Source organism: Glycomyces mayteni (assembly GCF_042428885.1).
In the GTDB taxonomy this organism is placed as follows: Bacteria; Actinomycetota; Actinomycetes; order Mycobacteriales; family Micromonosporaceae; genus Glycomyces; species Glycomyces mayteni.
In genome coordinates this window covers 932,298-944,414 of the sequence record NZ_JBHMBP010000001.1, presented here as the reverse complement: position 1 = coordinate 944,414, position 12,117 = coordinate 932,298, and the positions used below count along the sequence as shown (strand labels likewise).

Annotated in this window: 12 protein-coding genes and 1 tRNA gene; 9 read left to right on the top strand and 4 right to left on the bottom strand. The window is 73.4% G+C overall.

Annotated elements, in window-relative coordinates; genetic code table 11:
• Window positions 1-595: 595 nt before the first annotated feature.
• Together ACFFXY_RS04480 and ACFFXY_RS04475 are read left to right on the top strand one after the other, a co-directional pair.
• Window positions 596-1,261 (top strand): hypothetical protein, encoded by a 666-nt coding sequence (locus tag ACFFXY_RS04480; RefSeq protein ID WP_382346243.1) that lies wholly within the window; start codon window positions 596-598, stop codon window positions 1,259-1,261.
• Complete coding sequence (locus ACFFXY_RS04475) at window positions 1,258-1,644, top strand: hypothetical protein (RefSeq protein WP_382346241.1); 387 nt, start codon at window positions 1,258-1,260, stop codon at window positions 1,642-1,644. The genes ACFFXY_RS04480 and ACFFXY_RS04475 overlap by 4 nt, the downstream gene beginning before the upstream one ends.
• Window positions 1,645-1,731: 87 nt before the next feature.
• Here ACFFXY_RS04475 and ACFFXY_RS04470 read toward each other — a convergent pair whose 3' ends face one another.
• Together ACFFXY_RS04470 and ACFFXY_RS04465 are read right to left on the bottom strand one after the other, a co-directional pair.
• Entirely contained in the window at window positions 1,732-2,874 is a 1,143-nt protein-coding gene (locus ACFFXY_RS04470) for a hypothetical protein (RefSeq protein ID WP_382346239.1), read from the bottom strand.
• Between the two features lie 9 nt (window positions 2,875-2,883).
• On the bottom strand, window positions 2,884-3,207 hold the full coding sequence (locus tag ACFFXY_RS04465) for a hypothetical protein (protein WP_382346237.1): 324 nt from the start codon (window positions 3,205-3,207) through the stop codon (window positions 2,884-2,886).
• Window positions 3,208-3,392: 185 nt separating this feature from the next.
• On the opposite strand from ACFFXY_RS04465, the gene ACFFXY_RS04460 reads away from it, so the two are divergent.
• Complete coding sequence (locus tag ACFFXY_RS04460; protein WP_382346235.1) at window positions 3,393-4,919, top strand: hypothetical protein; 1,527 nt, start codon at window positions 3,393-3,395, stop codon at window positions 4,917-4,919.
• 29 nt (window positions 4,920-4,948) lie between these two features.
• Window positions 4,949-5,245 carry a hypothetical protein gene (locus ACFFXY_RS04455; RefSeq protein WP_382346233.1) on the top strand — a complete coding sequence of 99 codons (297 nt, stop codon included), beginning with the start codon at window positions 4,949-4,951 and terminating at the stop codon, window positions 5,243-5,245.
• A gap of 85 nt (window positions 5,246-5,330) precedes the next feature.
• Here the strand turns inward: ACFFXY_RS04455 and ACFFXY_RS04450 are convergent, their stop codons facing one another.
• Window positions 5,331-7,169 (bottom strand): acyl-CoA dehydrogenase, encoded by a 1,839-nt coding sequence (locus ACFFXY_RS04450; protein ID WP_382346231.1) that lies wholly within the window; start codon window positions 7,167-7,169, stop codon window positions 5,331-5,333.
• Window positions 7,170-7,389: 220 nt separating this feature from the next.
• On the opposite strand from ACFFXY_RS04450, the gene ACFFXY_RS04445 reads away from it, so the two are divergent.
• Window positions 7,390-7,641 (top strand): hypothetical protein, encoded by a 252-nt coding sequence (locus ACFFXY_RS04445; protein WP_382346229.1) that lies wholly within the window; start codon window positions 7,390-7,392, stop codon window positions 7,639-7,641.
• A 100-nt stretch (window positions 7,642-7,741) separates the two neighbouring features.
• On the opposite strand, the gene ACFFXY_RS04440 is transcribed toward ACFFXY_RS04445, so the two are convergent.
• Entirely contained in the window at window positions 7,742-8,845 is a 1,104-nt protein-coding gene (locus tag ACFFXY_RS04440) for a PP2C family protein-serine/threonine phosphatase (RefSeq protein ID WP_382346227.1), read from the bottom strand.
• 487 nt (window positions 8,846-9,332) lie between these two features.
• Between ACFFXY_RS04440 and ACFFXY_RS04435 the strand changes: the two genes are divergently transcribed.
• The 4 genes from ACFFXY_RS04435 (at window position 9,333) to ACFFXY_RS04420 (ending at window position 11,963) form a co-directional block, all read left to right on the top strand.
• On the top strand, window positions 9,333-9,806 hold the full coding sequence (locus tag ACFFXY_RS04435) for a GNAT family N-acetyltransferase (protein WP_382346225.1): 474 nt from the start codon (window positions 9,333-9,335) through the stop codon (window positions 9,804-9,806).
• A 117-nt stretch (window positions 9,807-9,923) separates the two neighbouring features.
• Entirely contained in the window at window positions 9,924-10,763 is an 840-nt protein-coding gene (locus ACFFXY_RS04430; protein ID WP_382346223.1) for a S1 family serine peptidase, read from the top strand.
• A gap of 237 nt (window positions 10,764-11,000) precedes the next feature.
• Entirely contained in the window at window positions 11,001-11,813 is an 813-nt protein-coding gene (locus tag ACFFXY_RS04425) for a S1 family peptidase (protein ID WP_382346222.1), read from the top strand.
• A 79-nt stretch (window positions 11,814-11,892) separates the two neighbouring features.
• Window positions 11,893-11,963, top strand: a tRNA-Gly gene (locus ACFFXY_RS04420).
• Window positions 11,964-12,117: the final 154 nt, after the last annotated feature.

Here is a 12,117-nt window from a genome sequence, read left to right as displayed (position 1 = left end):
ACGAGCCCCCACCCACCCAGAGGGGACCGAAATCGTCGCCGGGCTCGATCCTGCCAATGGGGTCCGACAGGAAAAGGGCCGAAATCGGCCCGGGTGACCAGAGTTCACCCGAACGAGTGCGGCGATGCGAGCGCCGGTCCGATCCAAAGCACGGACCGGCGCTTTCCCACGCCCACCACAACTCCCGGCCGACCGCGCAAAGCGAAGCGCGGCGAAGCGCGGCGAAGCGCGGCGAAGCGCGGCGAAGCGCGGCGCGCTCGCACGCAGTGCGTGAGAGCGCGCCGCGCGGACCCGGCCCGGCGGGCCGGGGTCGAAGGCCCGGCCGGTCGGAAGCCGCTCGGCGGGGCCGGGGCTCTTCTTCGCCTCGGACTCGCGCCCCACCCCGGCTCATCCGGCCGCCCCGGTCAGGTCCCGCCCCAGCCGCCCGGCCACCCCGATCGGGCCCCGGACCTCCCGCCCAAGCCGGGCCTCCGGCCCGGCGGGCCGGGGCCTGTCCGGGCCCGGCGGTCGCCATCGCGGCCGGGATGACCGATCGGTGACCGATCGGTGGCCGGGGCGGGGAGGCTCGGCGGGTCAGTGCGATGAGGAGGCAGCTATGGACCGGATCGACATCCCCGAGGACTACGAGGACCGCGTGGAGGCCGCCCGCCGGGCCGCCGCGCGCCTGCCGGCCGGGCCGGTGCGCGAGGGCGTCGACCGGGCGCTCGAAGCCGCGCCCGGGCGCGACCGGTACGAGCAGGCCGCGGACCTCGCCGAGCGGGCGCGGGCGCTCACCGAGGAGCTCGCGACCCGCGGGTTCGACGGCACCGATCCCGGCCGCTTCGCGTGGGTGCGCCTCGACTACCTGGGCCGGCTCGTCGCGATCGCGCTGAGCCCCACCGTGGACCGGCTCTCGAACCGCGCCGCCGCCGACGCCGTCGAGGCCGCGTGGGACGGCGCCGAGCAGTCCCGTTCCGAGCACGTGCTCAACCTCGAACGCGCCCACCCCGACCTGCTCGCCGGGCGCCAACCCGACCGCAGGGGCGACGAGCTGCGCGACCGCATAGCCGCCCGCGCCGCCGACCGGTTCGAGCACACCACCGACGACGACCTGTGCGCCGCCGAGACCGACATCGAGGGCCGCCTCCGCGGCTTCAAGTTCCTCGTCCCCAACGCCACCATCGACACCGAATGCGAGGAGCTGTCCGCCCGCGCCACCGCCACCGTCCAAGCGGCGCAGGCGAAGGCGCACGAGGCCCTCGCCGCCGTGCTGGCGCGATGACCGACGCGGGCGAGGAGGACCCCACCGGCGGCGAGGCCCCGATCGTGCCCACCACAGGGAAGGTCGGGGTCACCGTCGCGCTCTTCCTGTTCGTGCTGTACCTGACGAACCAGGGCTTCGCCGACTTCGCCAGCGGCTTCCTCCACGACGACCTCGACGCCGTCCCGGTCCGCGGCATCTGCGTCCAGCGGCAGTACGACGAGAACGGCGACGCCTGGTATGTGCAGGTCCCCTGCTGGTCGGCGGCCACGAAGGCCGAGATCATCGAGGTGTACACGTCCCCGCCCGTGCCCGACGCGGCCGGGTGGAACTCCTGCGACTACGCGGGCGGCTCGACCGTCTGGTTCGACAACGGCGTCGCCGTCTGCACCGTCCCCCACTAGCACCCGCCCGGTCCGGACCCGGGCCGCAGCACGACCGCGCGAGAAGGCCCGGTCCCCCTGCCGGGACCGGGCCTTCGCCGACGACTCCTACTCGTACATGTCGTCGGCGGCCTTCCCGATGCCCCAGACGTCCTCGTCGGGGTCCTCGATCAGGTTCGACTCGCGCGCGCTCTCGTCCTCGGGACGCCCGCCGCCGCCACCGCGGCCGCCGCCCATCATCCCGCCGCCCGCACCGGAACCGGCCCCGGCGGCCAGGGCCGCGCCGCCCCCGGCGCCGCCCGCCCCCAAGGGGACCGACGACCCGGCCGCAACACCCGCGCCGCCCGCCGAGAGGCCCCCGCCCGGCAGGCCGCCCGCGCCGCCGCCGAGGCCGCCGCCTCCGGCGAGGCCGCCGGAGAAGTCCTCCGGGTCGGCGAGTTCGGAAGCGTCCCAGGGGTTCTCCAGGTCCGGGGTCTCGGGCTGCGCGAGATCCTCCATGCCGGAGGGGGTCTCAGGGGCGGTCGGCTGCTCCGCGCCCGGGTCGCCCGACTGGTCCTCCTCGCCGGGCTCCTCCTGCTCCTCCTCGGACTGCTCCTCTTCCGTCTCTTCCTCCTCCTCGGACTCCTCGCCCGACTCCTCCGACGACTCGTCGCCGCCGCCGGAGTGGTCCTCGGCCATCTGGTTCATGCTGTCGTCGTCCCCCGCGGACGTCTTGTCGTCCAAGGGCTTCAGCAGGTCGGCCGCCGCCGAGAGGGCCGCGCCCGCGGTCGCGTCGGCGGCGTTGACGAGGGTCGTGAGGGTCTGGAGGCCGAGGGTCCCGGCGAGGGCCTGGGCCTGGAGGGCGGCCTCGATGAGGCCGCCGAAGGGCCCGGCCATCGCGATCGCGGTCCGCTGCGCCGCACCGAGGGTCACCAGCGGCGCGGGCTGGACGTCGAAGCCGACGGCCTTCAGCGCCGCGTCGGCGGCCCGCAGCAGGGTGCACTCGGTGAGCATCTGCGACCCGGCCGCGGCGAGGCTGCCCGCCGTCGTGGTGATCTCGCCGACGACCTGCGTCAGGTGGGCGGCGACGGTCCCGGCCTCGCCATTGAAGGCGTCGTTCGCGGTGTCGCGCCAGTTCCGGTTGATGCCGGCGACCTTCTCGCCGTACTCGGCCTGCTGCGTCGCGAGGTCGCTCGCGGCGGCGGCCATCTCGGCCGCGTAGGCCACGAACTCCGAGGGCTCTGCCGCGAGGGCGTCCTGGTAAGTGGGCATGGGGTGCTCCTATCGCGTCGTGCCGGTCGGGATCTGGTTCTGGATGGCGGCGAACCGGTTCCCGGTCGCCACGTCGTTCGCCTCCGCGTCGTCGGCGCTGCCGACGACCTGGTCGCCCTGCCACATCAGGCGCCGCTCCACCGCGGAGGCGACGGTCTGGAGCGAGGTCTGCCACCGGCGGCCCGCGTCGCCGGTCGCGAAGCCGCGGTTGCGGTCCGCGGCCGACGCCGCCGGGCGCTCCACCCGCCTGGGCGCGGCCTGGCTGTTCGGCGCCAGCGCGCGCAGGCCGGTGCCGCCCGTTCGCACGCCTTCGACGTCCATGTGCACGGTCATGGGTTCCTCCTTCGAGTCCCGCTCCCGGACGGGCGCCCGGCGGCGTTCCCTGCACTCTCGCGCCAGGGGCCACCGATCGGTCACCGCACGGCCCGGGCGGGGCGATGACGGATGTGTGACCGGCCGGTCTTCCATGGGCCGCAGGGACCCGACGAGCGAGGGTCCGCCAGAGGAGGTGCGCTGCGATGACCGACGACCTGTCCGCGACCGGCGAGGGGACCGCCTGGTCGGTCGAGCTGCCGTCGCTGGAGTTCACGATCGCGTTCGGGGGCACGGCCTCCGGGGACGGAGGGCGGTCGGGCTGCACGGCGGGGGAGTGCCCGCACCCGGCGGCGCACCCGGCGGAGGAGGACTGGGTGCAGCTCGCGTCGGCGGTCCCGGTGGAGGGCCAGTCGGCCCGGTTGAAGCCCCGCTGCGAGGGCATGGCGTACCCGACGGAGACGGACTTCCGAGCCGCGGTGGACGCGGTGCGGCCCGAGGACGCGGACGCGTTCTCGCTGCAGCGCCTGCGAGGCGGCTGGACCGGGGAGGTCGGGGAGCGCATCGCGTCGTGGCCGGACCGGATGCGCTCCAAGCTCGCGGCGCTCGCGGAGGGCTGGGCGGGGGACGACTTCGACGCGCTGGCCGAGCAGGCGGACGCGGCGCGGGCGCTCGTGGAGGGCGTGCTCGACGACGTGGAGGCGACGGCCGCGGAGCTGGAGCGGCGCGAGTCGGCGATTTACGCGCTCCAGGGCGGCGACTCGGGCGAGATCCCGTACCCGGCGCCGCTGGTGGGGGTGGAGGGCGAGTGGTCGGAGCTCGCCGCGCTGCACGTCAGGCCCGCGTGGTGGCAGGGCGACTGCATCCGCATGACGTGCGAGGAGGCCGAGCGGGCCCTGGAGCTGGCGGGCGCGGACGCGGGGCTGGCGACGGAGGTGCGTGAGTTCGTCGAGGAGCGCGTGGGCGAGGGCCTGTCGGGGCTGGGCGCGCTGGTCGCGGACGTGCGGGCGACCGCGGGCCTGGAGGCGAAGGAGGTCTTCGGGGAGCGGGTGGCCGCGGAGTTCGCGGCGTACGAGGAGCGGCAGGCGGCGATCGACGAGTCGATCGCGGCGAAGCGGGACGGGCAGAGCGAGGAGCTCGCGGCGGTCCGGACCACAGGCGCGGACCGGCCGTTCCCGAGCACCGCCGACACCTCCTCCATGGACCTGGCCGCGCCGGAGGCGGAGCAGCCCGCGGCGCCGGCGTCGCCGCAGGCGGTGGAGGACCCGAGCCCCGTGCCGCCGGGCGGCGACGGGACCGTGCGGGAGGAGGAGGCCCCTTGGGACGCAGGGGAGGACGACGAGCCGGTCTCGGGCGGCCTCGCGAGCGGCACCGGCGGCGGGGGCGGGTTCGGGCCGGGCGGCGCGCAGGGCTCGGGCTTCGGGGGCCGCGGCGGGGCCGTCGCGGTCGCGGGCGCACCGGGCGGGGTCCCGCAGGGGCTGTTCGGCCCGGCGGTCGCCCCGGCGCCGACGACGGCCACGACCGCGGGTGCGGCGAAGGGCGGGGGCCTGTTCGGGCCCGCCGGGCAGCCGGGCGCGGCGGCGCGGGACGCCGACCGCAAAGGCAAGGGCGGCAAGGACGGCGACGGCGAGGACGAGAGCGATGACGCTGGCGGGGAGCCGCCGCAGCTGTCGCGGCGCGAGACCGGGAACGTGTGGGGCTACGTCAGGCCCACCGAGGACCCCTACAACTGACAACCGTTGCGCGAGAGAGGGAGAGGACCATGGGCGAGCGGGTGTACGACCCGGCGGCGGTCGAGGAGTACCGGCTGTTCCTGCTGGAGCTGATCGGGGAGCTGGAGGCCGAGGTGGTCCCGGTGCTGTCGGAGGGGACGCTGAGCCGGGCGCCCGCGTTCGGGACCGCGCCGGGCGCGGCCGACGCCGCCGCCCGCTACCTGGAGTCCCATGCGGCGCTGTGGCGGAACCTCCAGTACCTGCGGGGCACGCTGCACGGCATGGAGGCGGCGCTGGCCGGGTCCGAGGGCGGCGACCCCGGCTTCTTCGTGGCGTTCACGGCGTGAACGGGGGACGGGCCCGGCCGCGCACCCGGGGGCAGGGGCGCGGCGCGGGCCGTCGCGGCGGGCGTGTCGCGCCGCCGGGAGAGCGCTAGAACGCGCCGTCGGGGAGGTCCATCGGGACCAGGTCCGCGGCCTCGACGATCTTGCGGTCGGCGGTGATGCGCGGGAGCACCTCGTGGGAGAAGAACTTCGCGGCCGCGACCTTGCCGCGGTAGAAGTCGTCGTCCGCTCCTGCGTCCAGTTTGGACTGGGCGACCTCGGCCTGGCGCAGCAGGAGCCAGCCGACCATGAGGTCGCCGACGGCCAGCAGCAGGCGCCGCGAGTGCAGCCCGGCCTTGTACAGCTCGCGGGGCTCCTCGCCCATCGCGGCCATGAGCGCGGGCTGGAGCGACTCCAGGATGCCCTGCACGTCGCCGAGGGCGCGCAGCACGCGGCCGCGCACGTCGGCGAGGTCCGCGTGGCCGTCCTGGGTGGACTCCATGATCTCGCCCGCGACGGCCATGAGCGACTCGCCGTTGTCCTTGATGATCTTGCGGAACAGGAAGTCGAGGCTCTGGATGGCGGTGGTGCCCTCGTAGAGCGTGTCGATCTTCGCGTCGCGCACGTACTGCTCCAGCGGGTAGTCCTGGAGGTACCCGGAGCCGCCGAAGGTCTGGAGCGACTCGGAGGACAGCAGGTCGTACGCGCGCTCGGAGCCGCAGCCCTTGACGAGCGGCAGGAGCAGGTCGTTGATCTTCTTCGCGGTCTCGGCCGCGTCCTCGTCGCCGTCGGCCTCGGCGAGGACGGCCCGGTCCTGCCAGGAGGCGGTGTACGCGACGAGCGCGCGCAGGCCCTCGGCGTAGGACTTCTGGAGCAGCAGCGAGCGGCGCACGTCCGGGTGCCTGATGATCGGCACGCGCGGCGCGGTCTTGTCGGTCGACTGGAGCAGGTCGGCGCCCTGGATGCGGCTCTTGGCGTAGTCGAGCGCGTTCAGGTAGCCGGTGGAGAGCGTGGCGATGGCCTTGGTGCCCACCATCATCCGCGCGTACTCGATGATGAGGAACATCTGGCGGATGCCCTCGTGCTTGTCGCCGAGGAGCCAGCCCTTCGCGGGGGACTTGTCGCCGAAGGTGAGCTCGGCGGTCGCCGAGACCTTCAGGCCCATCTTGTGCTCGATGTTGGTGACGTTGACGCCGTTGCGCTCGCCCAGCTCGCCCGTGGCCGGGTCGAACAGGTACTTCGGCACGATGAACAGGCTCAGGCCCTTCGTGCCGGGCCCGCCCGCGCCCTCTTCGCCGACCGGGCGGGCGAGGACGTAGTGGATGATGTTCTCGGTCATGTCCTGGTCGCCCGAGGTGATGAACCGCTTGACGCCTTCGAGGTGCCAGGACCCGTCGGGCTGCTTGTACGCCTTGGTCAGGCCCGCGCCGACGTCGGAGCCCGCGTCGGGCTCGGTCAGGACCATCGTCGCGCCCCAGCCCTTCTCCACGAACAGCTTCGCCCACTCCTGCTGCTCGGGCGTGCCCTCGCGGTACGCGGAGTGCGCGAACGAGGAGCCGGCGGCGTACATCCACAGGGCCGGGTTGGAGCCGAGCACGAGTTCGGCCAGGGACCACCAGAGCATGCGCGGGGCGGAGGTGCCGCCGAGGACCTCGGGCAGGTCGAGGCGCCAGTACTCGGCGTCGATGAACGCGCGGTACGACTTCTTGAACGCCTCGGGGAGCGTCACCGAGTGGTTCGCGGCGTCGAACACGGGCGGGTTGCGGTCGCCCTCGACGTAGCTGGAGGCCAGCTCGTTCTCGGCGAGGCGGGCCAGCTCCGCCAGGATCTCTCGGGCGGTGGCCTCGTCCAGGTCGGGATAGGCCTGGTGGTCGAGGATCTTGTCCGCTCCGAAGACCTCGAAGAGATTGAACTCCAGGTCTCGGAGGTTGTGGCGGAAGTGCGTCATTGCGGGTCCTCCATTACTCGGTGGTAACCCCCATCATATTACCCGTCAGTAATCTCTACAAGGATCCCGCGGTCCGCCCCAGCTCCGCCAGCGTGTCGCGGTCGGAAACCCGACACTTCGCGCGTGCCCGGCGTCGTTCGATCGGGTGATCGTGGAGGTCGGTGCGCACGTGCCGTAACCGGCGCACTCGTGCCTCGTTGAACCGTGCATCAGACCGCCTGTGCGACGCCTTCCGGAACGGCCCGCAGAGGCCGGACCCGCCGCCGAGGACCGACCGCCGCACTGCACCGCCGCAGACCCGCCGCACCACCGGGAGCACCCCATGATCCGCACCGTCGCCACCCAGATCGCCGCCCGCGTCGGGCCCGCCTACGTCGGGCGCCACCGTCGCGCCCGGCCCGTCCTGCACCGCGTCCTGGGCCTGGTGGGCGCCGCCCCGGCCGACGCCCCCCTTGAGGAGGCCGTCCGATGAGCCGCCGCCTGCCCGTGCGCCTCACCAAGCGCCGCCGCAAAAGGCCCCGGCTCACGGCCCTGCGCCGCTGCCGGATAGGAGGGGGTGCCTGAGGCACCCCCTAGTCCGACTCCGGGCGGTAGTCCAGGAGCAGCAGCGCGATGTCGTCGGTCAGCGGGCCGCCGACCCAGCGCCGCAGCGCCGTCTCCAGCGACGCCAGCCCGTCGCCGGTGTTCCCGTGCCCGATGAGGCTCCACGCGCGCTCGCGGATCGGGAAGAACTCGCCGTCCTTGCGCGCCTCCGCCAGGCCGTCCGTGTACAGCAGGATCCGGTCCCCCGGCTGGAGCCGCACCGTCAGCTCCTGCGCCGACGGGCTCAGCCCCAGCGGCGGCGCCATCGACTCCGGCTCCAGGTAGGACGCCACGCCGTCGCGCACCAGCATCGGCGGCGGGTGCCCGCAGTTGAGGATCTCCAGGGTCCCGCCCCGCTCCTGGAGCAGGATCGCCGTCACGAAGTCCTCATCGCCCCCGTTCCGCGCCACCGCGTGGTCGAGGTCGTTGATCATGCACCGCTGGTCCGGCCGCTCGAACGCCACGTGCCGGAACGAGCCGAGCACCGTCGAGGACAGCCGCACCGCGTCCAGGCCCTTGCCGCGCACGTCGCCGATGACGATCCGCACCCCGTACTCGGTGTCCAGGGCCTCGTACAGGTCCCCGCCGATCTCCGCGCCCGACCGGGCCGACACGTACCGGGCCGCGATGTCGAAGGGCCCCAACCGCTCCCCGATGGGCCGCAGGATCGCCTGCTGCACCACCGACGCGAGCTGCGTCAGGCGCCGCACCCGCTCGTCGTCCCGCTCGCGCACGACCGCGACCGCCGCGGCGATCACCACCGCCACGGCCACCACCAGGAAGTCCACGCCGTGCCGGGACACCGCCGAGAACGAGAAGTCCCGCAGCGTCCACAGGTACCCGAAGGCCGCCGCCATGCTCGCGGCCCCGACCCCGGCGACCCAGCGCCACGGCAGGAACGCCGACGCCGCCAGCGGCGGCAGCGCCAGCCACGACACCGCGTGCGAATCGCCGCGGGCGGTCAGGCGCAGCCCGACCAGGACGACCACCACCGCGAACGCGGCCGTGAACGCCGAACGCATGGACGGCGCCGCCCAGCCCTTCCACAGGTCCCCCCGGGCCTTGGCCGGACTGCGGCGCTGCGTAGTGCGCATGTGGATGCATGCCTCCTTCCCACCGGAATCGCGGGCGCGTCCCGCACACTCGGGACCCCGCACGGGGTCCCCGGGTCAGGGCACGGCAGGCCCTCGGCCCCGGACCGGGCCGGAGGGGGTCGCCGCGCCCTCGCACCGGCCGGGGGTGTCGTCAGCACCGGCCCCGGCCGGCGGCGGTGGGAAGCCCGGAGCGCCGGACCCGTTTCGACCATCGCCGATGTGAAGATCGTAATGGTCGGCGCGGCGCTACCGGGCGTGGAGGACGCCGCCGCTTCCGAGAGCGCGAAGTCTGTGCGTTCGGCCGGACGAAACCGACGAACGGGCCTTGGCCACTCATCCGTTCGGACAGTGCTCCGGGGCCCTGAACAGGGACGCCGCTCCGCGTGCGGCGCATCGGGGAAGCGCCCCGCGGGGATTCGGAAGGCCCGTCGCAAACGTGACGAAAAGCGCTGGCACGGTGACCGCGCGTTGTGCGAATCTAGGGTCCGTGACGTTCACGATCGCGAGAACCCCCTACGCCAGCCCCGCCGCGCGGCTCCTGTGCGACGAGGTCCAGGCCGAGTACGTCGTGCGCTACGGCTCCGGGGACATGACCGAGATGGCCGACGCCGACTTCGAGCCGCCGAACGGCGACTTCCTCGTCGCGTACGACGGGTCCGGCGAGCCCGTCGGGTGCGGCGGCTGGCGCGCCCACGGCGACGACGCGGAGATGAAGCGCGTGTACGTGCGCGCGAGCGCCCGCCGCCAGGGGCTCGCCAAGCGGATCGTGGCCGCCGTCGAGGAGTCCGCCGCGGCCGCGGGCCGCAAGCGCCTGATCCTGGAGACCGGCCCCGAGCAGCCCGAGGCCGTCGCCATGTACGCCCTGCTCGGGTACACCCCGGTCGACGCGTTCGGGTACTACAGCGCCGAGGAGGGCTCGATCCACCTGGGCAAGGACCTCGCGAGCGACCTTCCACATTAATTCACTGAATTGCTATCAGAAGCGGCACGCAACCACTAAAGCCGCTGATAGCGCCTTTCGGGCAGGAAGGCCAAACGGCCTGAACCTCACCTCCACCCCGAAAGGATCAAAGTGGACATGAAGAGGAAGCACCTGATCCGCCTCGGCGCCGGGGCCGGCGCCGTGCTCGGCGCCGCGGCGCTCGCCTGGGCCGGCACCGCCGCCAACGCCCAGGACAACTCGGCCGACAACGACTTCGGCGCGCAGGTCATCGGCGGCCAGCCCGCCGAGGAGGGCCAGTACCCCTGGCTCGTCGGCCTCGGCTCCGCGGGGGAGGGCACCCCCTGGGAGCGCCAGTTCTGCGGCGGCTCGGTCATCTCCGAGACCGTCGTGCTCACCGCGGCGCACTGCGTCGAGGGCACCGAGGACGCCGCCGAGCTCGTCGTCTTCTCCGGCTCGGTGGACCTGGAGTCCGACGCGATCGTCGAGACCGCCGTGTCCGACTTCCACATCGCCGCCGACTACAACGACCCCGTCGCGATGGCGAACGACTGGGCGCTGCTGCTCCTGTCCGAGCCCGTCGACGTCGAGCCGATCGCGCTGAGCGCCGAGCCCGAGGAGTTCGACGCCCTGGAGACCGCGGGCTGGGGCAACACCGGCGAGGAGTACCCGGTCGTCGCCGAGTGGGTCGAGGTGCCCTTCGTGTCCGACGCCGACTGCGAGGCGGCCTACCCCGGCGAGGTCGACGCGGCCTCGATGCTGTGCGCGGGCGACCTCGCCAACGGCGGGGTGGACTCCTGCCAGGGCGACTCGGGCGGCCCGATCATGACCCCCGCCGGTGACGAGCAGATCCTCGTCGGCATCGTGAGCTGGGGCTACGGCTGCGCCGAGGCCGGCAACCCCGGCGTCTACGGCGAGGTCGCGGACTTCGACGAGGACATCGCCGCCGTCCTCGACGAGTGGGGCGTGCTCGCGTAACCGCTGACCGACCCGGAGGCCGGGAGGGCGTGCCCTCCCGGCCTTCCGCGTGCCCGCGGCCGTCCGGAATAGACCGTCCGCGGGTGTCCGTCCCTATTGCTGTTTCGAGCAGGTGAATTCACCGCTATTCACTGAAAAACAGCTTAGATGCGGATTACTCGGATATGAGCGATATTCCCGTATGCTGCTTGCGGCAGGTGAACGCCTGAATCCACCCCACCCGAAAGGATTTCTCGCGTGAAGCACAACCGAAAGACCCTCGTCAGGATCGGCGCGGTCGTGGCCGCCGGACTCGGGGCCGCCGCCCTCGCGATCGGCGCCACCGGCGCCAACGCCGAAGAAGCCGCCCCCGAAGGCGACTTCGACGCGCAGATCATCGGCGGCCAGCCCGCCGCCGACGGCCAGTTCCCCTGGACCGTCGCCCTCGCCGACGCGAACGACCCCTCGTTCAACTTCTGCGGCGGGCAGCTCATCGCCGAGGACGTCGTCCTCACCGCCGCCCACTGCACCGAGGGCTCGGCCGCCTCGGACATCGTGGTCCGCCACGGCGACACCGACGTCACCCAGACCGACGTGTACGACGTCGCCGAGATCGTCGTCGCCGACGGCTTCGACGGCTCGACCATGGTCAACGACTGGTCGCTGGTCAAGCTCGCCGAGCCGATCAGCGGCGCCGAGACCCTCCCGCTCGCCGAGGAGGACACCAAGGACTGGGGCACCCTCACCGTCATCGGCTGGGGCACCACCGAGTCCGGCTCGATGTCGCAGGACCTCCTGTACGTCGACGTCCCCTACATCAGCGACGGCGACTGCACCGGCGCCTACGGCGCCGAGTTCGACGCCGCCACGATGATCTGCGCGGGCGACCTGGAGAACGGCGGGGTCGACTCGTGCCAGGGCGACTCCGGCGGCCCGCTCGTCTCCGAGGACGGCGTCCTCGTCGGCATCGTGAGCTGGGGCTACGGCTGCGCCGAGGCGGGCAACCCCGGCGTGTACGCCAACGTCGGCCTCCTCCACGACGACATCACCGCCGCCCTCGCCACCCTGTAGCGGCACCCGTCCTCCGGGGCACCGGGAACCCCTCCGCGGGGTTTTGTATACTCGGTGCGGCTCCGTTCAGGCGGAGTTCGCGGGTGTAGTTCATTGGTAGAATGCGACCTTCCCAAGGTTGAGAGGCGAGTTCGATTCTCGTCACCCGCTCCGCGAGGACGTCACGGCCGCCCGGTTCCACCGGGCGGCCGTTTCCGTGTCCGCCGGGCGGTCTCCTCCACAACTTCCGGCGCGTGTTCGATTTCGTTCGATTGACCTGTTCCGGCCCCCCGAACCGACTCAGGGTCCGCGGCGCACCTCCTGC